We start from the raw sequence: 23,125 nt of genomic DNA, 5'->3' as shown, positions 1-23,125 counted from the left end.
ATATCTGTCCGCCGCCCGAACCGCGCGGCGGCCTGGGCGTGGACCCGAGTGGTGTTTGGGTCAGGGTCGGGCTGACGGGGAATGCCTTGTGTGGACGGCGGGGTGATCCGGTCAGCTCTGACCCGAACGATGACAACAGAGGAGGGCGGCCAGCAATGCCGGCGGGGGTATCACGCGATACCGCAAGAGCCTGATTTCATGTCGGTTCGTGCTGAACCGATCGGTTTTTAGTCTGGAACCGCTACAGCCGTCGCGCACCCGCAGCCGCGCGACCGCGATACCAGTCCAGCGCCTGCGGCCGCGCCTGTGCCAGCGCCTGAACCAGCAGCCCGGTGATGACGGCCTTCAGCAGGTCGCCGGGAATGAATACCGCGACCAGCTTGAACGCCTCGGCCAGCGGCTTGTCGATGACGAGGGAGAGGCCGGTGGCGCCGAGAAGGTAGAGGATCAGGATACCGCCGAAGACCGCGCCCAGTCCTGCCGTCAGCCCGGCAGATCGCAGGCGCACATGCTCGACGAAAAGCCCGGTGGCGAAGGCCGCGACCGGGAAACCCAGGGCAAAGCCGGCGGTCGGCCCGACGAAGACCCCAAGCCCCCCGCGCCCGCCCGACAGAAGCGGCAGGCCAAGCGCCACCAGCAACAGCAGCAGCGCCGCGGCCGCCGCCCCGCGCCATGCCCCCAACACCGCCCCGGCCAGCATGACGCCAAGGGTCTGCGCGGTGATCGGCACGCCGAAGCCGAGGGTGATCTGCGGCACCAGCCCCAGCGCGGCGATCAGCGCGGCAAAAAGGGCGATGCGGGCAAGGTCGCGTTCCATGAGGTTACTCCGGTCTCTTATGTCCAAGGGGGCCGCCGCGCGCGCGCAAAGCCTCGCCGACATGGTCGGCATCGTCCAGCGCGTGAAGCATCAGCGGAAAGATCAGGCGCCAGCCGGGCCGGCGGCGGGACCGGGCACGCCAGGCTTCGGCCAGCGTTTCGGCGCGGGCGACCAGCACGGGGATGAAGCGGATGACCAGCGGGATCGCGGTCTCCAGGAGATGAGCCGGCAGGCCGAGGCGTCGCAGCGGCGCGGTCAGGCGGTGGACCAGATCGGTCATGTCGCTGAGCCGCGTGGTCATGGTGACCAGATTGGCCAGCGCCACCAGCACCACCATGCGCAAGATGATCAACACGCCGGCCCGCAGCTCTCCGGTGACGAGATGCCAGACCATCAGCAGCAGGACGAAGGGCAGCACGACTCGCAGGTGGTGCATCCCGGCGGCGAGGAACACCCGGCCCGGCGCGGCATAGAGGGCAAGGACGACGGCCAGCGCGGCAAGATGCACCGTCAGGCTATCGGTCAGGAACAGCCCGGTCGAGGCGAGACACAGCGCCGCCAGCTTCGCGCCGGCCGGCCAGCGATGGGCGCGGGTCTCAACCGGCGAGGTCAGCGAGATCATCAAGCTCTCCCAAGCGGTTCATCTCGGTGGTGAAGTCGGCCAGCACCGGGCCGGGTGCGCCCTGTGCCAGAATGCGCCCCTGATCCAGCCAGAAGACCCGATCGCAATCAGCCAGATCGGCGGGGTCATGCGAGATGTGGAACAGCCGCGTCTCTGCCCGGTTCAGGTAGCGCTGCAATTGCCGCCGCGTCGGGATGTCGAGACCGGCATAGGGTTCATCGAGGATCATCAGCCTTGGCCGCATGGCCAGCACCGCCATCATGCAGACCAGATGCTTCTGCCCCTGCGACAGCGCCGCGATGGGCGCGTCCTGCCAGTGCAGCTTGTCGAACCCGGCCAGCACCGCGCGGGCGCCCTCGGCGGCCTCGGTCTTGCCTTGGCCCTGCTGGCGCAGGCCAAAGGCGATCTCCTCATCGACGCGCGGGAAGATGATCTGGTGCTCGGGGTTCTGGAACAGGATGCCGACGGTTGCCAGCGCCGCCCGACGGTCGCGGAACAGGTCATGGCCGTGGATGCGGATGCTACCGCTGGTCGGCTGCAAGAGCCCGGCCATCAGCCGCGCCAGCGTGCTTTTGCCCGAACCATTGCGCCCGACCACGCCGATGGACCGGGCCGAGGTGGCAAGCGTAAGCCCCGACAGCACCGGCCGTCCGGCGATCTCGTAACCGAGATCGTCAAGCCGGATGTCGTCGCTGGCGGTGTCACTCATCGGCAGGTCCTGCGCTGCGGCTCTGCCGTCTCTTTAGCCGCAGAGGCGGGGGCAGGGAAACCCGCCCGCCGCGTTGTGCTGGCTTATCCCCGGCCCTTGGGGCGACGGGGCGGGGCATTGCCGCTTTCGGCGCGGCGCGGGGCGCCGAACTTGCCACCCGGCTTGCCGCCGGGTTTACCACCCGGTTTTCCTGCGGGCTTGCCGCCCGGCTTGCCGCCGAACTTGCCCGCAGGCTTGCCCTCGGACCTCGGCGCTGCCCAGCCCTTGCCCTTGGCGGCGGGTTTGCCCTCGCCTGCCGGGCCCGCATCACTGCTGCGCGACTTGGCGGCCTTCTCGGCGGAACTCCAGCGCGGCTTGGCGCGGGCGGCTTTGGCGGGTGCCGGTTCCAGCCCGGCATCGGCGGGCGACCATGCCGGCTCGGCGGCGGCGGATTCCACCGCGCGGGCCGGGGCCGGCGCCTCGGCAGCCGGCTTGCGCGGTTTCCCCGGCTTGTCCCAGGGCTTCGAGCCGCGATGCGGGGCCGGGCGTCCGGCGGGACGGTCCAGTACCGGCTCGCCCTGCAGCCGGCGCATCATCAGCCCCGGTTCGATCTCGATCCGATCACCAAAGCGCGGCGCATCGGCCGTGGCGATCTGGACATAGGTTTCCTCTTCGCGCACCCGGATCGCGCCGATGGCGTCGCGGGTGATGCCGCCGGCCTCGCAGATCTTGGGCAGCAGCCAGCGCGCCTCGGCCCGGCCGGTATGGCCGACCGACAGGCCGAACCAGACGGAATCGCCAAACTCGCGCGGCGCGCGCGGAGCGGCGTCCGAGGGCGGCAGGCTGTCCACCAGTTCCTCCGGGGGCGGGCGACCCTCGCGCCACAATTGCACGAAGGCGGCGGCGATCTGTTCGGCCCCGAAGCGGGCCAGCAGGTCGCGGGCGATGGTCATGTCCTCGAGCGGTGCCGACAGCGCCTGGTGGTCCAGCATCCGCTCGTCATCCCGCGCGCTGACCTCGTCGGCCGAGGGCGCCTGGCCCCATTCGGCCACGACCTTGGCACCCTGCAAGAGCCGCTGCGCCTTCTTGTATTCGGACGGCGTGACGATCAGCGCCGACACCCCCTTGGCCCCGGCCCGGCCAGTCCGGCCCGAGCGGTGCAGCAGCGTCTCGTAATTCGTCGGCAGGTCGGCATGGATCACCAGCTCGAGCCCCGGCAGGTCGATCCCGCGCGCTGCCACGTCGGTGGCGATGCAGACCCGCGCCCGGCCGTCGCGCAGCGCCTGCAGCGCATGGGTGCGTTCGGATTGCGACAGCTCGCCCGACAGCGCCACGACGCGGAAGCCGCGATTGCCCATCCGCGCCAGCAGGTGGTTCACATTGGCCCGGGTCTTGCAGAAGATGATCGCCGTCCGCGCCTCGTAGAAGCGCAGGAGGTTGAAGATGGCGTTTTCCTTGTCGCGCAGGGCGACGTTCAGCGCGCGATAGGCGATGTCGCCATGCTGGCGCGCCTCGCCCATGGCCGAGATCCGCAGCGAATCCTGCTGGAAGTCGCGCGCCAGTTTCTCGATGGCGGCGGGAACGGTGGCCGAGAACATCAGGGTGCGGCGGCTCTCGGGCGCGGAGCCGAGGATGAATTCCAGATCCTCGCGGAAACCCAGATCCAGCATCTCATCGGCCTCGTCCAGCACCGCCACGCGCAGCGCCGAAAGGTCGAGGCCACCGCGCTCGATATGGTCGCGCAGCCGGCCCGGCGTGCCGACGACGATCTGCGCCCCCCGCTCCAGCGCCCGGCGTTCGGTGCGGTAATCCATGCCGCCGACGCAGGTGGCGATGCGCGCCCCGGTTCCGGCATAAAGCCAGGTCAGTTCCGCCGCGACCTGCAAGGCCAGCTCGCGCGTCGGCGCGATGGCCAGCGCCAGCGGCGGCGTCCCCTGCGGCAGGCTGTCGCCGTCCAAGAGGTCGGGGGCGGCTGCAATGCCGAAGGCCACGGTCTTGCCCGAGCCGGTCTGGGCCGAGACCAGAAGGTCGCGACCGCGCGCATCGGGGGTCAGCACCGCCTGCTGCACCGAGGTCAGGGTTTCATAGCCTCGTTCGGCCAAAGCCGCGGCCAGAGGCGCGGCAATCTCGTCTTGGGTCATTTCGTCTGCCTGATAGGGGGCCGTGGCCCGGGTTCACGGCCCGGTCCCGTCCGCGCGCCTCCAACCTCTCGCACGCATCCCAGAACAGCCGATCCGCTGCCTTAGCCGCCGGGAGGCCGAGAGTCAAAGGCTGCGTGATGCAGGCACTGCCTCGGGCTGCGCAGCCGCCTCCCCCGGTCAGAGGCTGTTAGCAGTTGTTTTACGACTTTTCGGTAAAAAGCTTGGCGCAACCATGCGGGATTCCCCGCGAAATCAAAGGGTCGGAATGCGTCCTCTGCCGGGTTTGTGCCTGCTCATCCTCACACCGCTCTTTGCCGTCTTCGGTGCCCCCGGGGCCCGGGCATTTGGTCCGCAGTACATTTTCCAGCATCCGACGCCTTTGGGCCGGGAAGCGTTCCCCAACTGCAGTTTCGAGGTGTACAACCACGTCACCCAACTCGCATGGATCTGGTTTCAGTCGCCTAATGAAGATGTCGGAGGCAGCTATTTCTACTCCGGCGGTGTCCCTTACGCCAGCAACCCCATCACCGCGGACTCGCTGAAACAGAACTGCGGCTTTAGCAGCGTCACCATCATCTCGCAGAACGGCGCAACCGGAACCCATGTCACGGACGACTACATGGGTGTCATCTTCGATGCGATCACGCCGGAAGACCCCGTGACCTATCGCTACGAGCTTGCGCTGAGCGGTCTGCTCTCGACAAGCTTCATCAACACCCGCGTTGCGGTCGAGCACCCGCCGACGGCCGTTGCCGGACCGGATCAGTCCCTCGCCTCGGGCGACCCCGGGACGCTGGACGGTTCGGCTTCTTCGGCGAATGATGCCGGGCAAAGCCTGACCTATGCCTGGACCCAGACAGGGGGTGCGGCGGTCTCGCTTGACGATGCCACCAGCGTCGCGCCCGCATTCATCGCGCCGACGCTGAATGCAGGGGATGCGCCCGAGGTGCTGAGCTTCAGCCTCATCGTGAATGACGGGATTGCCTCCTCCACCGCCGACACGGTGCAGATCACCGTCACCCCGCCGCCGAACACCCAACCGACGGCCAATGCCGGGCCCGACCAGACGGTCGCCTCGGGCGATGGCGTGACGCTGGATGGCAGCGCCTCCTCGGCCAATGATGCCGCGCAAAGCCTGACCTATGCCTGGGTCCAGACCGGTGGCACCACGGTCTCGCTCAGCAATGCCTCGATCGCATCGCCCGGCTTCACCGCCCCGACGCTGAACATGGGGGATACGCCGGTGGTGCTGAGCTTCAGCCTCGTGGTGAATGACGGGATCGAGGACTCCGTCGCTGACACGGTTGAGATCACCGTCACTCCGCCGCCGAGCACCCCGCCACCGAACATCCCGCCCACGGCCAGTGCCGGGCCGGATCAGTCCCTCGCCTCGGGCGCAGCTGGGACGCTGGACGGTTCGGCCTCCTCGGCCAATGATGGCGGGCAGAGCCTGACCTATGCCTGGACCCAGACTGGCGGCACGGCGGTCTCGCTCGGCGATGCCACCAGCGTCACGCCCGGCTTCACCGCGCCGACGCTGAATGTGGGCGATGCGCCAATGTTGCTGACCTTCAGCCTCGTGGTGCATGACGGGGTCGAGGCCTCCCCTGCCGACACGGTGCAGATCACCGTCACCCCGCCGCCGAACACGGCGCCGACAGCCAGTGCCGGGACGGACCAGACGCTTGCGTCGGGTGCCGGCGTGACGCTGGATGGCAGCGCGTCGTCCGCCAATGATGCCGGGCAAAGCCTGACCTATGCCTGGACCCAGACCGGCGGCACGGCGGTCACGCTCGACAATGCCTCGGTCGCCTCGCCCGGCTTTAGCGCGCCCACGCTGGCCGTGGGGGCTGCGCCGGAGGTGCTGACCTTCAGCCTCGTGGTGAATGACGGGGTCGAGGACTCCACCGCCGATACGATCCAGATTACCGTCACCCCGCCGCCGAACACGCCGCCGACGGCCAGTGCCGGGCCGGGCCAGACGCTTGCGTCGGGCGCCAGCGCGATGCTGGACGGCAGCGCGTCCTCTGCCAATGATGCCGGGCAGACCCTGACCTACCTCTGGACCCAGACCGACGGGCCGACCGTGGTGCTCAGCGATGCGACCAGCGCCACACCCAGCTTCACCGCGCCGACGGTGCCGGTGACGGGGCCGATGGAGATGCTGGTCTTCTGCCTGGTGGTGAATGACGGGATCGCAACCTCTGCCCCGAACATGGTCCGGATCACCGTCACCGCCGAGCCGAACACCCCGCCGACAGCGGATGCCGGGCCACCCCAGACGGTTGCCTCGGGGAGCACGGTGACGCTGGATGCCGGGGCCTCTTCGGCCAACGACACGGGGCAGAGCCTGACCTATCTCTGGACCCAGACAGCCGGCCCTGCGGTGGTGCTCGACGATCCGACCTCGCCCAATCCCCGCTTTGATCCGCCGGTCCTACCCGCCGGATCGCCGAATGCGGTTCTGACCTTCCAGCTGACCGTCGATGACGGGGTTTCGGTCTCGGCCCAGTCCACCGTCCAGATCACCATTCAGGCCGCAGCAAATACCCTGCCCACCGCCCGTGCAGGCGGCGATCTCGAAGTGGCGTCGGGGGCGGTGGTGCGCCTGGATGGGGGCGCTTCCTCGGCCAATGACACGGGACAGAGCCTGAGCTATCTGTGGACGCAGACCGACGGCCCCTCGGTGGTGCTGAGCGGGGACGACCAGCCCATCGCGCAGTTTACCGCACCCTTGCTCGAACCGGGCGAAGCGGCAGAGGCGCTGAGCTTCAGCCTCTCGGTGCATGACGGCATCGACCCGTCACCGACGGATAGCCTGCGGGTCATGGTGCTGCCACCCGGTGATGCCACGCCGCCGACCGCCGAACTGGCCTATGCCGGCGACAGCTTTGTGCCGGGCGACACCATCACCATCACCATCCGCTTCTCGGAACCGGTCAGCGGGTTGGTGGCGGGCGACCTGCGCGGCAATGGCCGGGTGGTCTCGCTGTCGGGGTCGGGCGCAAGCTACAGCGCGCGGATCACCACCCCAGCCACAGGCGAAAGCCTGACGGTCGCCCTGCCCGAGGGCGCGGCCGAGGATGCGGCCGGCAATCCCAGCCTTGCCGCCCCGCCGCTGACCATCCGCGCCAATCTGGCAGAGATGGCCCGTGAGGTCGCAGCCCAGGGGATGACGGCGCGCGGCCGTGCCCTGATCGCCGCGCAGCCCAAGCTGCGCAGCTACTTTGACCCGGGGGGCGGCACCGGCGACGCAATGATGCTGGCGGGCAGCGGCACGATCGACATCGCCTATGTCTCGGAGGCGGGCTGGTGGATCAATGCCAAGGGCGAATGGTCCGATATCGAGGGGGCCGAGAGCGACTATGTGAACCTGGCGCTGGGGGCGCATCTCCATCGCGAGACCAACAACCTGATCGGCGCCATGCTGCAGCTTGACCGCAGCAAGACCGATGTCAGTGAACCGATGGGCCGGTTCGAAGGCGATGGCTGGCTGGTCGGACCCTATTGGGTCGGGCGCATGGCAGATCAGCCGCTGGTCTTCTCGGCCTCGGCACTCTGGGGCCAGATCGACAACACGGTAACCCTGCCAGGTCTGACCGAGGATGACGTGGAGGGCAAACGCTGGCTCATGACCGCCGGGATCGAGGGTCGCCATGGAATCGGCAATGGTGCCGTACTGATCCCCTCTTTGGACCTGTCGCATCTGAAGGACAGTTTGGATGCCTATCGCGACAGAAGCGGCGATGCCGTGGCCGGGCAGCAGGTGATCATGACCGAGGCTGAATTCGGGCTGGGTCTCGAGGTGCCGATCGCGGTCAAGAATGGGGTGATGACGCTGAGCGGCGGGCTGTCGGGTACCTATTCCCGGACCCGGGCGCTGAACGCGCGCAGGGAGGACTGGCGCGGCGGGATCGAGCTGGTGGTCGACTATGATATGGTGAACCGGGGCTGGCTGCGCCTCGCGGCCCGCTATGACGGCATCGGGCAGGACGATTATGAGGCCTGTTCGGTCGATCTGACCTATCGGCAGGACTTCTGATCGCTCCGACCAGACCTGTCTGCCTGCGCAGCCCGCCGTCCCGGTGGGCGGGGCCTCTCTTTACAAGGCCCGCCCCTTGGCCGACAACCGCAGGCCAGCCATCCCGGCTGATGCAGGTGCCGCCATGCCGACCCTTCCGCCCCTTCCCGACCTGATCGATCAGGCCCATGGCCGCGAACCGGCCGACCTGGTGCTGCGCGGCGGGCGGGTGCTGGATCTGGTGACCGGCGATCTGCTCGAGGGGGATGTGGCGATCTGCGGCAATACCATCGTTGGCACCTGCGCCGATTACGAGGGGCGCGAGGTCATCGATGTCAGCGGAAAAATCCTCGTGCCGGGCTTCATCGACACGCATCTGCATATCGAAAGCTCTTGCGTCACGCCCTTCGAATTCGACCGCTGCGTCTGCCCCAAGGGCGTCACCACCGCCATCTGCGACCCCCACGAGATCGCCAATGTCGCGGGCCTCGCCGGCATCCGCTATTTCCTCGAGGCGAGCGCCCATACGCTGATGGATATCCGGGTGCAGCTTTCCTCCTGCGTGCCCTCGACCACGATGGAGACGGCTGGCGCCCGGCTCGAGGTGGGCGATCTGACCCCGCTGATGGATCATCCGGCGGTGATCGGGCTGGCCGAGTTCATGAATTACCCGGGCGTGATCCACAAGGACCCCGGCGCGCTGGCCAAGCTCGAGGCCTTTCGTGGCCGCCATATCGACGGCCATGCGCCCCTGGTCCGGGGCAAGGATCTGAACGCCTATCTATCCGCCGGCATCCGCACCGAGCACGAAGCGACCACGGCCGCCGAGGCGCGCGAGAAGCTGCAGAAGGGGATGCGGGTGCTGATCCGCGAGGGCTCGGTTTCGAAAGACCTGACCGCGCTGATCCCGCTGATGACCGAGCGGAATTCCCCCTATCTCTGCCTTTGCACCGATGACCGCAACCCGCTGGACATCGCCGAGCATGGGCATCTGGATTACATGATCCGCACCGCCATTGCTGCCGGGGTCGAGCCGCTGGTAGCCTATCGCGCCGCCAGCCTGTCCGCGGCCGAGGCCTTCGGATTGAAGGATCGTGGCCAGATCGCACCGGGCAAGCGCGCCGATATCGTGGTGCTGGCGGATCTGGCCCTATGCCGTGCGGATCTGGTCATCGCCGGTGGGCGGGTGGTCGGTGACGCTGCCTTCGCGGCGCGCGGCACGGTTGCGCCAGTGGCGCGGCACTCGGTCAAGCCGCCGACGATCAGCGCCGAGTCCTTCCGCTATGCCGGCAACCGCACTGACACCCCGGTGATTGGTATCCTGCCGGGCAAGATCATCACCGAGCATCTGACCGAAGAGATCACCCCCGACAGCGGCGACAAGCGCCCCGATCCGGCCCGCGACCTGGCCCGCGTCACGGTGATCGACCGGCATGGCAGGAACGGCAATATCGCCAACGGCTTCGTGCGCGGCTTTGGCATGACCAAGGGCGCCATCGCCGCCACGGTCTGCCATGACCACCACAACATCATCGCCGTGGGCGTCGACTATGGCGACATGGCGCTGGCCGCACAGCGGCTGGCCGAGATCGAGGGCGGCTTTGTCGTGGCCGAGGGCGGCGAGGTGCTGGCGGAACTGGCACTGCCGATCGCCGGGCTGATGAGCCTCGAGCCCTTCGAGGTGGTCGAACAGCAGCTGCGCGGGTTGCGCGCCGCCGCGCTGGGGCTGGGGGTCACGCTGGAGGAGCCGTTCCTGCAGATGGCCTTCCTTGCCCTGCCGGTGATCCCGCATCTGAAGATCACCGATCACGGCATGGTCGATGTCGACCGCTTCGAGGTGATGCCCTAGCCGCGGCTCACACCCCCAGATAGGCTCCGCGGATGCGCGGATCGGCGATCAGCTCGGCGGCCGGGCCCTCCATGGTGATCTGGCCGGTCTCCATCACGTAGCCCCGGTCGGCGATCTTCAGCGCGCCGAAGGCGTTCTGTTCGACCAAGAGCACGGTGACCCCAAGCGATTTCAGTTCGCTGACCACGTCGAAGATCTGCTGCACGATGATCGGCGCAAGGCCCATCGACGGCTCGTCCAGCAGCAGACAGGCCGGTCGCGCCATCAGTGCACGGGCCATGGCCAGCATCTGCTGCTGGCCGCCCGACAATCCGCCCGCCGCCAGATTGCGCTTCTCGCGCAGGATCGGGAACATGTGGAAAGCTTCGTCCATGTCCTTCTCGACCCGGTCATCGCGGTATTGATAGGCGCCAAGCCGCAGGTTCTCCTCGACCGTCAGGTTGGTGAAGATCTGCCGCCCCTCGGGCGATTGCGCCAGACCGCGATGGATACGCTTGTAGGCAGGCACGGTGGTCAGCGCCTCGCCGCGGAAATGGATCGCGCCCGCCGAGACTGGCTGGATGCCCGAGAGGCACTTGAGCAGCGTGGTCTTGCCCGCGCCATTGGCCCCCACCACGGTCACGATCTCGCCCGAATCGACGGTCAGATTGATCCCGTGCAGCACCTCGATCCGGCCGTATTTCGACCGCAAGCCTTCGACCTTAAGCATCGGCGGTCTCCCCTGCTTCCGTTCCCAGGTAGGCGGCGATGACCGCCGGGTCGCGGCTGATCGCGGCGGGCTCGCCCTCAGCGATCTTCTCGCCATGGTCCAGCACGACGATATGGTTCGAGATGCGCATGACCATCTTCATGTCATGCTCGACCAGCAGGATGGCGACGCCCGATGCCGCGACCTCGGCGATCAGGTGATCGATCTCCTCGGTCTCGACGGCGTTGCAGCCGGCGGCGGGTTCATCGAGCAGCAGGATTTTCGGCGACAGCGCCAGCGCCCGGGCGATTTCCAGCCGCTTCAGCGCGCCATAGGACAGGCTGCCGGCTTCGCGATCCGCCGCCCGGTCCAGACCAACGCGGGCCAGCAGCGCCCGCGCGCCCTCCGCCGCCGCCGCAGCGCGGCGGCGCGAGCCCGGGAGGTTCAGAAGGTCGGCCAGCACCGATCCGCGCTCGGTCAGGTGATAGCCGGCGATGGCGTTCTCCAGCACGGTCATCGACTGGAAGATCTGCAGGTTCTGGAAGGTCCGCGACATGCCGCGCTGCGCCAGAAGGTTCGGTGCCAGGCCGGTCACGTCCTCGCCCCCCAGCATGACCTTGCCGCGCCCCGGCAGGTAGATGCCCGAGATCATGTTAAAGAGCGTGGTCTTGCCCGCCCCGTTCGGGCCGATGACCGAGACGATCTCGCCCGGACGGACGGTGAAGCTGACATCATCGACGGCCTTCAGCCCGCCGAAGGTGATGCCGAGCCCCTCGATCGACAGAAGATGTTCGCTCATGCCTCGGCCCCCCGGAGTTTGCGCAGGATCGACGGCAGGAGGCCCGCCGGCAGGAAGATCATCACCAGCATCATCACCAGCCCGAGGATCAGCTGTTCATATTCGCCGAAGGCGGTCAGCACCTGCGGCAGCAGCGTCAGGACCGCCGTGCCGAAGACCGCGCCAAGGACCGAGCCGACGCCGCCCAGAACCGCCATCGTCACCATCTCGATCGAGTGCATGAAGCCGGCGACATCGGGGGTGATGAACTTGTTCTGCAACGCGAGCAGCGAGCCCGAGGCCGAGGCATAGACCGCCGAGATGACGAAGGCCTTCAGCTTTTCGCGGGCCACATCGACGCCGACGACGCGGGCGGCGATCTCGGACCCGTGCAACGCGCGCAGCGCCCGGCCCGTCGGGCTGTGATAGAGGTTCAGCGCCAGCCAGGCCCCGATCAGCAGGCAGATGCCGCTGAAGAAATACCAGAACTGGCCATTCGTGAGGTCAAGGCCCCAGTCCTTCAGCACGCCGCGCAGGCCCAGATCGGGCACCTCCATCCCGTCGGGACCACCGGTCAGCTGCCGTTCATTGTTCAGCACCATCGAGACGAGGATGCCGAAACCAAGCGTGGCAACGCCGAGGTAATAGCCCCTCAGCCGCAGGATCGGACGACCGACCAGCCAGGCAAGGACCGCCGAGATCAGCGCGCCCAGCACCGCGGCCAGCGCCGGATGCAGGCCCAGATGCACCGGGGCCAGCGCGCAGGCATAGGCGCCGATGCCGGCGAAACCCGCATGACCAAGGCTGATCTGGCCGGCATAGCCGGTCAGGATGACGATGCCGGTGACGGCGATGGCGTTGACGAAGATCAGCGCGCCGACCCGGTAGTAATAGCCCGAGGGAAACAGCATCGGGCTGATCGCCACGAGGGCCAGCAGGACCAGCAGGGTGACATGCTTGGACGAGAGTTTCATGGTCACACCCGCTCGGTCGATTTGCGGCCAAAGAGGCCCTGCGGCATAAAGAAGAGGACCGCGAGGATGATGATGAAGGCCGCCGCGTCCTTGTATTGCGAGGAGAGGTATCCCGCCGTCAGCGCCTCCATCAGTCCCAGCAACAGCCCGCCGACCAGCGCGCCCTTGGGATTGCCCATGCCGCCCAGCATGGCGGCGGCGAAGCCCTTCAGTGCCAGCGCAAGCCCCACATCATAGGAGGTCATGGTGATCGGGCTGATCAGCACCCCGGCTAGCGCGCCAATGCCAGCCGACAGCGCGAAGGACAGGGTCATGACGAAATTGGTGTTGATGCCCACCAACTGCGCCGCCAGCCGGTTGTTCGAGGTCGCCAGCACCGCCCGGCCCAGAAGGGTGCGGGTGAAGAACAGCCACAGCCCGATGAAGACCAGCACCGCGCCGAGGATCACCCACAGGCTTTGCGGCAGGATCGTTGCGCCCATGATGCGGATCGGCGTGTCGCCCGAGATCGAGGGATAGGTGTGGATCTGCTTGCCGAAGATCAGCTGCGTGCCGCCGCGAATGAAGATCGAGGCGCCGATGGTGATGATGATCAGCGACACGACCGGCGCGCCGCGCGCGGGCTCGATGGCGAACTTATTCATCAAGACGCCCATCGCCGCCGTCGCAAGGATGGCGATCACCGCCGCCAGCAGCAGCGGCAGGCCCGCCGCCGAGCCGGCGAAGGTCAGCATCCCGCCCAGCATGACGAACTCGCCCTGGGCGAAGTTCACCACGTCCGAGGCGTTGTAGATGATGGTAAAGCCAAGCGCGACCAGCGCGTAGACCGCGCCGACAGTCACCCCGGAAAAGAGGAATTGCAGAAGCTCGGACATGAGGCTCTCCGGCAGGCAGGGCAGGCCGTCACGCGGCCCGGTGAAAGCCACCGCGCCCATGAGGGGCGCGGGGCGCGCGGATCACTCGACCAGGGTCCAGCCGCCATCCTTGATTTCCAGCATGCGGAAGGCCGAGAGGTCGAGACCCAGATGGTTCTCGGCGCTCATGTTGTAGATGCCGGTGGTGCCGGCGAGGCCGGTGGTCGCCTCGATGGCATCGCGGATCGCCGCCGGATCGGCCTCGCCCGCCGTGGTGATGGCGTTCGACAGGATCAGCCAGGCGTCATTGGCATAGCCGCCGAAGGTGCTGACCGGGGTGCTGTACTTGCCCTCGAAGGCAGCCTTGTAGGCATCAACGACCGACTTTTGCGCATCATCCGCCGCCAGAAGGCCCGGCACCAGCAGCGCGGTACCCGGCAGGCGCACGCCATTGGCGGCATCGGCGCCGGCCAGCTCGATGAACCCGTCCGAAGCAACGCCATGCGACTGGTAGAGCGGCAGCTCGATGGCCAGCTGCTTGTAGTTGCGGGTGACGATCGACGGGCCCTGACCGAAGCCCGGGTTCAGCACCGCCTGCACGCCCGCAGTATTCTTGATCTTGGTCAGCTGCGCGGTCATGTCGGCATCGGTCGGATTATAGGTCTCGTCCGCGGCGATGGTGATGCCGTAATTCCCAACCACGTCCTTGCACTGCGCCTGCATCGAGGCGCCGAAGCCGTCGGTGCCCGAGATCATGCCGATGGTGGTGATCTCGCGCTTCTGCATGTCCTCGAAGATCTTTTCGCAGGCCATGCGGTCGGTATGCGGGGTCTTGAAGGTGAAGGGGCGGACCGGGTCGATGATCTCGATGGCACCGGCCAGCGAGATGAACGGGATCTCGGCATCCTCGGCAACCGAGGCGATCGACATCGTGGTGCCGGTGGTCGAGCCGCCGATGATGGCGACCACTTCGTCATCCTCGACCAGGCGGGTGGCGAAGGTGCGCGCCTTGTTCGGGTCGCCGCCATCGTCATAGAGGACCAGCGCGATTTCCTCGCCGTTCAGCCCGCCGGCGGCATTGGCCTCCTCGACCAGCATCTCCAACGTCTTCGCCTCGGGGTCGCCGAGGAAGGCGGCGGGGCCGGTGGCCGACAGGGTGGCACCGATGCGGATCTCGGCCGAGGCCGCCGTGGCAAGGCCAAGCGCCAGCAGCGTCGACAGGGCGGTGGTGGTCAGGGTCGTTTTCATGGGGCTCCTCCCAGAGCGTTGATTATGGGTCAGCGCGCGATCGTCCTGTTGACCGGTCGGCGGCCGTCGCAGATTGTCGTCATGCGCTCCTCCCCCAAGGCGGTCCTGACGTTGCGTTACATTTATCATTGACCGACCGGTCGGTCTATGCAACACATTTCTGCGAGGGCCCGACAATTTTCGGGCAAGGAGGACGACCATGACCAGTTCCCGGACCGTGCTGTCGGCGCTTGCCGATGGCGTGCTGACGCTGACCCTGAACCGCCCCGACAAGCTGAATGCCTTTGACGAGGAGATGCACCTTGCGCTGCGCGAAGGGCTGCAGCGGGCGCATGACGATCAGGACGTGCGGGCGGTGCTGTTGACCGGGTCCGGGCGCGGCTTCTGCGCCGGGCAGGATCTGGGCAATCGCGATCCGCGCAAGGGCGGACCGAAGCCCGATCTGGGTTCGACGCTGGAACGGTTCTACAACCCCAACATGCGGATGATCCGCTCGCTGTCGAAGCCCGTCATCTGCGCGGTGAACGGCGTGGCGGCGGGGGCCGGGGCGAACATGGCGCTGGTCTGCGACATCGTGCTGGCAGCGCGCTCGGCGAAATTCATCCAGGCCTTCTCGAAGATCGGGCTGGTTCCCGATTCCGGCGGCACCTGGAGCCTGACGCGCATTCTGGGCGAGCCCCGCGCCAAGGCGCTGATGCTGACCGCCGAGCCGCTGATGGCCGAGACTGCCGCCGACTGGGGGCTGATCTGGAAGGCCGTCGATGACGAGGCGCTGATGACCGAGGCGCAGGCCCTCGCCGCGCGGCTGGCCGCCGGCGCGACCCTTGGGCTGGGCCTGACCAAGGAGCTGATCCAGGCCGCCGCCACCAGCAGCTTCGACGACCAGCTCGACCTGGAACGCGACGCCCAGCAGCGCGCCGGCCACAGCGCCGATTACGCCGAGGGCGTCACCGCCTTCCTCGAGAAACGCAAGCCGGAGTTCACGGGTCAATGACAAGCGCGCCAATGAAACCTGTCCGCGAGATGACCCCGCAGGAACTGGCAGAAGCCTCGGCCCGCGCCATGTGGAACGACGATTCGGCCAGCCAGCGCCTTGGCATGAACCTTGACCATATCGCCCCGGGCGCGGCGACGCTGTCGATGACCATCACCGCCGACATGTCGAACGGTCACGGCAATTGCCACGGCGGCTATATGTTCACGCTGGCCGACAGCGCCTTTGCCTTTGCCTGCAACAGCTACAACACCCTGACCGTGGCGCAGCATTGCAGCGTGACCTTTCTGGAACCGGGCCGCATCGGCGACCGGCTGACCGCCACCGCGACCGAGGTCTCGCGCCGCGGCCGCTCGGGCATCTATGACATTCGCCTGACCAACCAGGATGGCGTGCACGTGGCCGAATTCCGCGGCCATTCGCGCAGCGTCAAGGGCACCCATCTGCCGGTCGAGGACTGACCGGACCGCGATCTTTGCAAGGGAGGATTCCATGCACCCCACATCCCGCCAGACCCGAGAGCTCGACCCGATCGAAACCGCCTCGCGCGACGAGATCGCGGCGCTGCAATTCCACCGGATGAAGCGCTCGCTGAAACATGCCTATGAGAACTCGCCCTTCTACCGCAAGCGCTTCATCGAGGCGGATATCCACCCCGAGGACCTGAAGACGCTGGCCGATCTGGCCAAGTTCCCCTTCACCGTGAAGCAGGACCTGCGCGACAGCTATCCCTTCGGCATGTTCGCCGTGCCGCAGTCGAAACTGGCGCGCATCCACGGCTCGTCCGGGACCACCGGCAAGCCCACCGTGGTCGGCTATACCACCGGCGATATCGACAACTGGGCCAACCTCGTCGCCCGCTCGATCCGGGCGGCGGGCGGGCGGCCGGGCGACATGCTGCACAATGCCTATGGATATGGCCTCTTCACCGGCGGGCTCGGCGCCCATGCCGGGGCCGAGCGCCTTGGCTGCACCGTGGTGCCGATGTCGGGCGGCATGACCGAGCGGCAGGTGACGCTGATCAACGATTTCAAGCCGCGCATCATCATGGTGACGCCCAGCTACATGCTGTCGATCCTCGACGAGTTCCACCGCCAGGGCCTCGACCCGCGCGAAAGCTCGCTCGAGGTCGGCATCTTCGGGGCCGAGCCCTGGACCAATGCCATGCGCGAGGAGATCGAGCAGGCCTTCAACATGCAGGCGGTCGACATCTATGGCCTGTCCGAGATCATGGGTCCGGGCGTGGCGCAGGAATGCGTCGAGACCAAGGACGGGCTGCATGTCTGGGAGGATCATTTCTATCCCGAGATCATCAACCCCGAGACCGGCGAGGTGCTGCCCGATGGCGAGATGGGCGAGCTGGTCTTCACCACGCTGACCAAGGAAGCCCTGCCGATGGTGCGCTATCGCACCCGCGACCTGACCCGCATCCTGCCCGGCACCGCCCGCACCCATCGCCGGATCGAGAAGATCACCGGGCGCAGCGACGACATGATCATCCTGCGCGGCGTCAATGTCTTCCCCACCCAGATCGAGGAGCAGATCCTGAAATGCGCGGGTCTCGCCCCGCATTTCCAGATCGAGCTGACCCGCGCGGGGCGCATGGACAACATGACCGTCCATGTCGAATGCACCCCCGATCAGTCCAGCGACGACGCCCGGGCCAAGGCGGCGAAGGACCTGGTGCATCACATCAAGAGCGTGGTCGGCGTCTCGACCAAGGTCAACGTGCTCGAGCCGAACGGCGTGGCGCGGTCCGAGGGCAAGGCCAAGCGGGTGGTGGACAACCGCCCCAAGGAATGACAGCAGACTGCCCCGGGGCAGGTGACGCGAAGGAGAGTTCATGGCTCGGACACGAGCGATCGATTTCGAGGAAAAACGACGCGGCATCCTGGACAGCGCCGCCGAGGTCTTCGCCGAACAGGGCATGGAAAAAGCTTCCATGGCCCAGATCGCGGCGCATGGGCAGGTGTCCAAGGCGCTGCTTTACCATTACTATCCCGGCAAGGACGCGCTGATCTTCGCGATCATCATCACCCATCTGCAAGAGTTGGACGAGGCGATCGAGGCCGCCGATGACCCGGCGCTGACGCCCGAGGCGCGGCTCAGGGTGCTGGTCGGCAGCGTGCTGATGCAATATCGCGGCGCCGACAACCAGCACAAGGTCCAGCTGAACGCCGCCTCGCAGCTTTCGGACGAGCAGAAGGCGCAGATCCACGAGATCGAGCGCCGCATCGTCCGCCGCTTTGCCGCCGTGCTGCGCGAGATCAACCCCGACCTCGACGACCGCGAACGGCCCCTGTTGCAGCCCGTCACCATGTCGCTTTTCGGCATGATGAACTGGGTCTACATGTGGTTCAAGGATGGCGGCCGGATCAGCCGCGATGATTATGCCGACGTGGCCACCACGCTGATCCTCGAGGGCATCAAGTCGGTCCGCTGACGGTCGGTCCCTTGATCGCGGCCAAAATCTGCTAGGATGCCATCATCAAGGATGCGGATTGATGGGGTGGCCTCCATGACACCTGCAGTCGAAAAGTGGTTCTCCGGTCTGATCGAGGACCAGCGAAAACTTGCTGCGGCGTTGCGGGATATCGTCCTCTCGCAGGATGCAGGGCTGGGCGAGGAGCTCAAATGGGGTCAGCCATGCTATTCGGGCAGGTCGATGGTCTGCTACATCCAGACGGCAAAGGGACACGTGTCACTGGGCTTCTCGAAGGGCGCAAGGCTGAGCGATCCTGATGGGTTGCTGGAGGGAAGCGGTGTACAGATGCGGCATGTGAAATTGCCCTTGGGAACCGATCCGGATCGGCGAAAGCTGGCGCAGCTGGTCAGCGAGGCCATCGCGCTGGATGCTGCCGGATAGGGCAATGGCGCCACCTGCGATGGGCCGGGCCTTCCTGATCCGGCGGAACCGGCGGGGGGCAGCGCCCCCTGCCCTGTTGTCATCCGGCCAGCGGCCAGGTCTTTGCCACCATGGTCAGCACGTCATATTGCGCCACCACCTCGTCCTTCTGGTTGGTCACCCGGCAATCCCACCGCACCTCGCCATGTTCGGCCGACTCGCGCGGGTTGATCTCCTTGCAGGTCAGTCGCACCTGCAGGCTGTCGCCAAAATAGACCGGGGTCAGGAAGCGCATGTTGTCGACGCCGTAATTTGCCAGCACCGGGCCGGGATTGGGCTCGACGAACAGCCCCGCCGCGAAGGAGGCGATCAGGTAGCCATGCGCCACCCGGTCATCGAAGAACGGGTTCGCCTTGGCCGCCGCCTCGTCCATATGGGCATAGAAGGTGTCGCCGGTGAAATGGGCGAAATGCTCCACATCCTCCTTGGTGATGACCCGGCTGGCGGTGATCAGCTGGTCGCCGATCCTGAGTTCCGCCAAGGACTTGCGGAAGGGATGTTCGCCCTGTTGGGTATCCGCCCCCTCGATCCAGCGCCCAGTCACCGCTGACAGAAGCCGCGGCGCGCCCTGCACCGCCGTGCGCTGCATGTAGTGCTTCACGCCGCGAATGCCGCCCATTTCTTCGCCGCCACCGGCGCGGCCCGGGCCGCCATGGACCAGCGGCGCCAGGGGCGAGCCATGCCCGGTCGAGGTCTTGGCCGAGGCGCGGTTGCCGATCAGCACCCGGCCATGCCAGGGCGCGACGCCCAGAACCAGTTCCTCGGCCACGCGTGGATCGTCGGTAAAGACCGAGGAGACCAGCGAGCCCTTGCCCAGCTTCGCCAGCGCGATCGCCTCGTCGAGCCCGTCATAGGGCATGACCGTCGCCACCGGCCCGAAAGCCTCGACATCATGAACCGGCGCGGCGTCGAAGGGTTTGTCGGCATACATCAGCACCGGGTTCAGGAAGGCCCCGGCCTCGGCATCGCCCGAACTGAGCCGCACCGAACCCGGATCGCCGGCGACGATCTCGGCCACGGCCTGCAATTCGCGGATGCGCTCGCGCACCTCCTCACGCTGGTCCTGACTGGCCAGCGGACCCATGCGCGTCCCCTCCTCCCCCGGCAGGCCGACGGCGGTTTTCGCCAGCCGCTCGCCAAGCGCGGCGACCAGCGCCTCGCTGAAAGCACGCGGCACGAAGGCGCGGCGGATGGCGGTGCATTTCTGCCCGGCCTTCACCGTCATCTCGCGGGCGACCTCTTTCACGAACAGGTCGAACTCCGGCGTTCCCGGCGCCGCATCGGGGCCGAGGATCGAGGCGTTCAGACTGTCGGCCTCCATGGTGAAGCGCACCGAATTGGCGATGATCGCCGGATACGCCTTCAGCTTGCGCCCGGTCCAGGCCGAGCCGGTAAAGGTCACCGCGTCCTGCGCCGTCATATGGTCCAGCAGATCGCCGACCGAGCCGCTGACCAGTTGCAGCGCGCCATCGGGCAGGATGCCGGTCTCGACGATGCGGCGCACCATCAGCTCGGTCAGGTAGGCGGTCTGGCTGGCGGGCTTCACCAGACAGGGCATCCCGGCCAGCAGCGTCGGCGCGATCTTTTCCAGCATCCCCCAGATCGGGAAGTTGAAGGCGTTGATATGCACCGCCACGCCTTGCAGCGAGGTCAGGATATGCTGGGCGCTGAAGCTGTTGTCGCGCGACAGCAGTTCGACATCGCCATCGACCATCACCCGCGCATTCGGCAATTCGCGCCGGCCCTTGGAGGCAAAGGTCAGCATGGTGCCGATGCCGCCCTCGATATCGACCCAGGCGTCGCTGCGGGTGGCGCCGGTATGCAGGCTTTCGGTGTAGAATTCTTCCTTCATCGCCATCAGCGCCAGCCCCAGTGCCTTCAGCATCGCCGCGCGCTCGTGGAAGGTCATGGCGCGCAGCTTCGGCCCCGCGACCTCACGGCCATAGGCCAGCGCGGCGCCGAAATCGATGCCGGTCGAGTCGATCAGCGCCACGGTCTGGCCGGTGGCGGCATCCAGCAAAGGCACTCCGTCCTTCGCGCCGGCGGTCCAGCGACCACCGACATAGCTTTCAAGTCGGCGCGGTGTTGTCATGGCTTTTCCTCGGAAATTCTTTGGGGGGATCAGATGCGGGTCAAAGGCCCAGAGCGGCCAGGTGTCCGCCGGTCAGGTTCTGCCAGCGGGCCAGCAGGTCCTCGTTCGTGGCATGGCGCAGGCCGAATTTCTTCAGCGTCTCGAAGCGGCCCGAATGGGCCATGCCGAACCCTGCGGCCACGCGCGGGCGCCAATAGGCGATGGCCTTCACCGCCTCGCGCCGGCCTGCCTCTGTCGCCACGATCCGCTCCAGCCCTTCCAGACCCAGCTCGGCATGGCGCTTTTCGCGCGGCGCGATCTGGCGGAAGACCTCGGCCAGGGGTCCGTAGGAGACGCGGGTCAGTTCGGTCATCTGCACATCGGTCGCCAGACCCTGCAGCACGTTCATCACCACCGCATCGGTCCAGCCGGTGATCGGGTAGTGCAGAACCGACAGGCGCATGTCGCCCGATTGGCGCGTGGTGCCCAGATCGGCATCGCGCGCGACCCGCGCATCCCATTGGTGCTGCGCCTGATAACGCGCCATGTCGGTGCCGAAATCGGCCATCACCTCCAGCACGCGACCGGCATGGTCGGCCTTTTCCAGCGTGATCCGGCTGGCGGCGATGCGTTCCTTGATGCCGGGGGCAAAGTTGATCGCATTGGCAAAGCCCGCCGAACCGGCCAGCTCGCTGTCAACGAAAGACGACATCAGCCGCATCAGCTCGCCACGATAGCGGGCGGGGGCGTTCCCCGGCGCGGTCAGGACGCCACCCTTGGCGAGATAGTCCTCGATGTTCATGGTCTCGGTCATGGCTGGTCTCCCCCCCTGCCGGTCATTCCTCATAGGTCACGACCACCCGCTCGCTCAGCGGATAGGCCTGACAGCTCAGCACATAGCCGGCGCGAACCTCGTAATCTTCCAGCGCGTGGTTCACCGCCATCTCGACCTCGCCCTCCAGCACCTTGCAGCGGCAGGTCGAGCAGACCCCGGCCTTGCAGGAATAGGGCGCGTCCATGCTGTTGGCGATGGCGGCGTCCAGAATGGTCTCGCCCTGACGCGGCATCTGGAAGTTGCGGGTGGCACCGTCCAGCGTGACGGTCGCCTCGGTGCCGCTGCCGGGTTCCACCGCGTCGCGCGACACCGCCTTGGCCTTGGCCCGGCCCGGCTGGCTGCTGGCGAAAAGCTCGAACTTGATCTGTTCGTCCCCCAGCCCGTGATCGCGCAGGCCCTGCGCCACGGTCAGCATCATCGGCTCGGGGCCGCAGATGAAGGCGGTATCGACGCCCTCGGCCTCGATCCAGTGCTTGAACAGCCCCGCCATCTTCTCGGCATCGATCCGGCCGGTGAAGAGGTCGATCTCCTGCCCCTCGGTCTCGAGGATATGCATGACGGCGAAGCGGCCGAGATAGAGGTTCTTCAGATCCTCCAGCTCCTCGCGGAACATGATCGAGTTGATCTGGCGGTTGGCATAGACCAGCGTGAAGCGCGATTTCGGCTCGCGCGCCAGCACTGTCTTGATGATCGACAGGACCGGGGTGATGCCCGAACCGGCGGCAAAACCCAGGTAGGTGCGGGCGGCGTCGGGATCCAGCGCGGTGCTGAAGCGGCCCATCGGCGGCATCGCCTCGATCTCGTCGCCGGGCTGCAGGTTCTCGTTGGCCCAGGTCGAGAAGGCCCCGCCATCGACGCGCTTGATGCCCACGCGCAGCGCGCCCTCGTCCCTGCCGGCACAGATGGAATAGGAACGGCGCAGTTCCTCGCCGTCGAAATCGCGGCGGAAGGTCAGGTATTGCCCTTGGGTGAAATCGAACAGCTCGCGATGCTCGTCCGAAGGCGCAAGGGTCACGACGACCGCATCGCGCGTTTCGCGACGCACATCCGTCACCTTCAGCGGGTGGAAGCGTGCCATGTGGGTATCCTTCCTGATGCGGAATGCAGTCTCAGATGCATTTGAAATAGTCGAAGGGCTCGAGGCAGCCGGTGCAGCGATAACTGGCCTTGCAGGGGGTCGAGCCGAACTGGCTGACCTTCTCGGTCTTGGTCGAGCCACAGCGCGGGCATTCGATGGTCAGGTTCGTGGACCCGGCCATCCGCGCCACGCGCCCGGCCAGCCGTCCGTCGGCGGCGGTGCCATCGACCGGCGGCGTGATGCCATAGGCGCGCAGCTTCTCCCGCCCCTCGGCGCTGATCCAGTCGGTGGTCCAGGGCGGCGAGATCTGCCGTTTCAGGACCAGCTTGCCGATGCCGCGATCGCGCAAAGCCGTCTCGATATCTAGGTTGATGATGCCGGTCGCCGGGCAGCCCGAATAGGTGGGCGTGACGGTGACGACCAGCACATCCCCCTGCCATTCGACATTCCGGATGATGCCCAGATCGGTCAGGCTGATGACCGGGATCTCGGGGTCCGGCACTTCGGACAACCAGTCCCAGACCTGCGCCAGATCAGGCTGTGCGGCGGCGACCTGTTCCAC

General features: G+C 66.9%; 20 protein-coding genes. 7 read left to right on the top strand and 13 right to left on the bottom strand.

Going from position 1 to position 23,125, the window contains the following annotated elements; genetic code table 11:
• Nucleotides 1–241: 241 nt before the first annotated feature.
• The 4 genes from CX676_RS20250 to CX676_RS20235 all read right to left on the bottom strand — a co-directional run bounded on the left by CX676_RS20250 (nt 242) and on the right by CX676_RS20235 (nt 4,268).
• Nucleotides 242–817 (bottom strand): biotin transporter BioY, encoded by a 576-nt coding sequence (locus tag CX676_RS20250; protein WP_101754608.1) that lies wholly within the window; start codon nt 815–817, stop codon nt 242–244.
• Between the two features lie 4 nt (nt 818–821).
• The gene (locus CX676_RS20245) at nt 822–1,439 is read right to left on the bottom strand and encodes an energy-coupling factor transporter transmembrane component T family protein (RefSeq protein WP_101754607.1); all 618 of its coding nucleotides are present in this window, start codon (nt 1,437–1,439) and stop codon (nt 822–824) included.
• Nucleotides 1,414–2,148 carry an energy-coupling factor ABC transporter ATP-binding protein gene (locus CX676_RS20240; RefSeq protein WP_101754606.1) on the bottom strand — a complete coding sequence of 245 codons (735 nt, stop codon included), beginning with the start codon at nt 2,146–2,148 and terminating at the stop codon, nt 1,414–1,416. Before CX676_RS20240 ends, CX676_RS20245 begins: the two co-directional genes overlap by 26 nt.
• Nucleotides 2,149–2,231: 83 nt before the next feature.
• On the bottom strand, nt 2,232–4,268 hold the full coding sequence (locus CX676_RS20235; protein ID WP_101754605.1) for a DEAD/DEAH box helicase: 2,037 nt from the start codon (nt 4,266–4,268) through the stop codon (nt 2,232–2,234).
• Between the two features lie 619 nt (nt 4,269–4,887).
• Here CX676_RS20235 and CX676_RS20230 point away from each other — a divergent pair.
• Together CX676_RS20230 and ade are read left to right on the top strand one after the other, a co-directional pair.
• Nucleotides 4,888–8,310, top strand: coding sequence for a PKD domain-containing protein (locus CX676_RS20230; protein ID WP_157936017.1), 3,423 nt, complete (start codon nt 4,888–4,890; stop codon nt 8,308–8,310).
• Between the two features lie 124 nt (nt 8,311–8,434).
• Entirely contained in the window at nt 8,435–10,138 is a 1,704-nt protein-coding gene (gene ade / locus CX676_RS20225; protein WP_101754603.1) for an adenine deaminase, read from the top strand.
• Nucleotides 10,139–10,145: 7 nt separating this feature from the next.
• On the opposite strand, the gene CX676_RS20220 is transcribed toward ade, so the two are convergent.
• The 5 genes from CX676_RS20220 to CX676_RS20200 form a co-directional block, all read right to left on the bottom strand.
• Nucleotides 10,146–10,847, bottom strand: a complete 702-nt coding sequence (locus CX676_RS20220) for an ABC transporter ATP-binding protein (RefSeq protein WP_101754602.1) — start codon at nt 10,845–10,847, stop codon at nt 10,146–10,148.
• Nucleotides 10,840–11,625 (bottom strand): ABC transporter ATP-binding protein, encoded by a 786-nt coding sequence (locus CX676_RS20215; RefSeq protein ID WP_101754601.1) that lies wholly within the window; start codon nt 11,623–11,625, stop codon nt 10,840–10,842. The genes CX676_RS20220 and CX676_RS20215 overlap by 8 nt, the downstream gene beginning before the upstream one ends.
• Entirely contained in the window at nt 11,622–12,578 is a 957-nt protein-coding gene (locus tag CX676_RS20210; protein WP_101754600.1) for a branched-chain amino acid ABC transporter permease, read from the bottom strand. The genes CX676_RS20215 and CX676_RS20210 overlap by 4 nt, the downstream gene beginning before the upstream one ends.
• Nucleotides 12,579–12,580: 2 nt before the next feature.
• The gene (locus CX676_RS20205; protein ID WP_101754661.1) at nt 12,581–13,453 is read right to left on the bottom strand and encodes a branched-chain amino acid ABC transporter permease; all 873 of its coding nucleotides are present in this window, start codon (nt 13,451–13,453) and stop codon (nt 12,581–12,583) included.
• 81 nt (nt 13,454–13,534) lie between these two features.
• A complete protein-coding gene (locus CX676_RS20200; RefSeq protein ID WP_101754599.1) occupies nt 13,535–14,680 on the bottom strand; it encodes an ABC transporter substrate-binding protein in 1,146 nt (381 codons plus the stop codon).
• 199 nt (nt 14,681–14,879) lie between these two features.
• Here CX676_RS20200 and paaG point away from each other — a divergent pair, with 199 nt between their 5' ends.
• The 5 genes from paaG to CX676_RS20175 all read left to right on the top strand — a co-directional run bounded on the left by paaG (nt 14,880) and on the right by CX676_RS20175 (nt 18,540).
• A complete protein-coding gene (gene paaG, locus CX676_RS20195; RefSeq protein WP_101754598.1) occupies nt 14,880–15,674 on the top strand; it encodes a 2-(1,2-epoxy-1,2-dihydrophenyl)acetyl-CoA isomerase PaaG in 795 nt (264 codons plus the stop codon).
• 11 nt (nt 15,675–15,685) lie between these two features.
• The gene (paaI, locus tag CX676_RS20190) at nt 15,686–16,135 is read left to right on the top strand and encodes a hydroxyphenylacetyl-CoA thioesterase PaaI (protein WP_232816695.1); all 450 of its coding nucleotides are present in this window, start codon (nt 15,686–15,688) and stop codon (nt 16,133–16,135) included.
• Between the two features lie 31 nt (nt 16,136–16,166).
• Complete coding sequence (gene paaK, locus CX676_RS20185; RefSeq protein WP_101754596.1) at nt 16,167–17,477, top strand: phenylacetate--CoA ligase PaaK; 1,311 nt, start codon at nt 16,167–16,169, stop codon at nt 17,475–17,477.
• 40 nt (nt 17,478–17,517) lie between these two features.
• Complete coding sequence (locus CX676_RS20180; protein ID WP_101754595.1) at nt 17,518–18,117, top strand: TetR/AcrR family transcriptional regulator; 600 nt, start codon at nt 17,518–17,520, stop codon at nt 18,115–18,117.
• A 75-nt stretch (nt 18,118–18,192) separates the two neighbouring features.
• Nucleotides 18,193–18,540 (top strand): DUF1801 domain-containing protein, encoded by a 348-nt coding sequence (locus CX676_RS20175; RefSeq protein ID WP_157936016.1) that lies wholly within the window; start codon nt 18,193–18,195, stop codon nt 18,538–18,540.
• 79 nt (nt 18,541–18,619) lie between these two features.
• Here the strand turns inward: CX676_RS20175 and paaZ are convergent, their stop codons facing one another.
• From paaZ to paaD, 4 genes are read right to left on the bottom strand one after another with little or no spacing between them, the layout of a single operon-like run.
• Nucleotides 18,620–20,671: a phenylacetic acid degradation bifunctional protein PaaZ gene (gene paaZ / locus CX676_RS20170; protein ID WP_101754593.1), complete on the bottom strand. Its 2,052-nt coding sequence runs from the start codon at nt 20,669–20,671 to the stop codon at nt 18,620–18,622.
• 40 nt (nt 20,672–20,711) lie between these two features.
• The gene (locus CX676_RS20165) at nt 20,712–21,464 is read right to left on the bottom strand and encodes a Phenylacetic acid catabolic protein (protein ID WP_101754592.1); all 753 of its coding nucleotides are present in this window, start codon (nt 21,462–21,464) and stop codon (nt 20,712–20,714) included.
• Between the two features lie 22 nt (nt 21,465–21,486).
• Entirely contained in the window at nt 21,487–22,563 is a 1,077-nt protein-coding gene (gene paaE, locus CX676_RS20160; protein ID WP_101754591.1) for a 1,2-phenylacetyl-CoA epoxidase subunit PaaE, read from the bottom strand.
• A 31-nt stretch (nt 22,564–22,594) separates the two neighbouring features.
• Nucleotides 22,595–23,125 carry a 1,2-phenylacetyl-CoA epoxidase subunit PaaD gene (gene paaD / locus CX676_RS20155; protein WP_101754590.1) on the bottom strand — a complete coding sequence of 177 codons (531 nt, stop codon included), beginning with the start codon at nt 23,123–23,125 and terminating at the stop codon, nt 22,595–22,597.

This window comes from Paracoccus zhejiangensis (assembly GCF_002847445.1).
GTDB lineage: Bacteria > Pseudomonadota > Alphaproteobacteria > Rhodobacterales > Rhodobacteraceae > Paracoccus > Paracoccus zhejiangensis.
This window is presented reverse-complemented; position numbering and strand designations above follow the sequence as displayed.

Excerpts from the sequence above, each read along its gene's own strand:
- CX676_RS20250 (WP_101754608.1), bottom strand. The coding sequence starts at position 817 with ATGGAACGCGACCTTGCCCGCATCGCCCTTTTTGCCGCGCTGATCGCC.
- CX676_RS20245 (WP_101754607.1), bottom strand. The coding sequence starts at position 1,439 with ATGATCTCGCTGACCTCGCCGGTTGAGACCCGCGCCCATCGCTGGCCG.
- CX676_RS20240 (WP_101754606.1), bottom strand. The coding sequence starts at position 2,148 with ATGAGTGACACCGCCAGCGACGACATCCGGCTTGACGATCTCGGTTAC.
- CX676_RS20235 (WP_101754605.1), bottom strand. The coding sequence starts at position 4,268 with ATGACCCAAGACGAGATTGCCGCGCCTCTGGCCGCGGCTTTGGCCGAA.
- CX676_RS20230 (WP_157936017.1), top strand. The coding sequence starts at position 4,888 with ATGGGTGTCATCTTCGATGCGATCACGCCGGAAGACCCCGTGACCTAT.
- ade (WP_101754603.1), top strand. The coding sequence starts at position 8,435 with ATGCCGACCCTTCCGCCCCTTCCCGACCTGATCGATCAGGCCCATGGC.
- CX676_RS20220 (WP_101754602.1), bottom strand. The coding sequence starts at position 10,847 with ATGCTTAAGGTCGAAGGCTTGCGGTCGAAATACGGCCGGATCGAGGTG.
- CX676_RS20215 (WP_101754601.1), bottom strand. The coding sequence starts at position 11,625 with ATGAGCGAACATCTTCTGTCGATCGAGGGGCTCGGCATCACCTTCGGC.
- CX676_RS20210 (WP_101754600.1), bottom strand. The coding sequence starts at position 12,578 with ATGAAACTCTCGTCCAAGCATGTCACCCTGCTGGTCCTGCTGGCCCTC.
- CX676_RS20205 (WP_101754661.1), bottom strand. The coding sequence starts at position 13,453 with ATGTCCGAGCTTCTGCAATTCCTCTTTTCCGGGGTGACTGTCGGCGCG.
- CX676_RS20200 (WP_101754599.1), bottom strand. The coding sequence starts at position 14,680 with ATGAAAACGACCCTGACCACCACCGCCCTGTCGACGCTGCTGGCGCTT.
- paaG (WP_101754598.1), top strand. The coding sequence starts at position 14,880 with ATGACCAGTTCCCGGACCGTGCTGTCGGCGCTTGCCGATGGCGTGCTG.
- paaI (WP_232816695.1), top strand. The coding sequence starts at position 15,686 with ATGAAACCTGTCCGCGAGATGACCCCGCAGGAACTGGCAGAAGCCTCG.
- paaK (WP_101754596.1), top strand. The coding sequence starts at position 16,167 with ATGCACCCCACATCCCGCCAGACCCGAGAGCTCGACCCGATCGAAACC.
- CX676_RS20180 (WP_101754595.1), top strand. The coding sequence starts at position 17,518 with ATGGCTCGGACACGAGCGATCGATTTCGAGGAAAAACGACGCGGCATC.
- CX676_RS20175 (WP_157936016.1), top strand. The coding sequence starts at position 18,193 with ATGACACCTGCAGTCGAAAAGTGGTTCTCCGGTCTGATCGAGGACCAG.
- paaZ (WP_101754593.1), bottom strand. The coding sequence starts at position 20,671 with ATGACAACACCGCGCCGACTTGAAAGCTATGTCGGTGGTCGCTGGACC.
- CX676_RS20165 (WP_101754592.1), bottom strand. The coding sequence starts at position 21,464 with ATGACCGAGACCATGAACATCGAGGACTATCTCGCCAAGGGTGGCGTC.
- paaE (WP_101754591.1), bottom strand. The coding sequence starts at position 22,563 with ATGGCACGCTTCCACCCGCTGAAGGTGACGGATGTGCGTCGCGAAACG.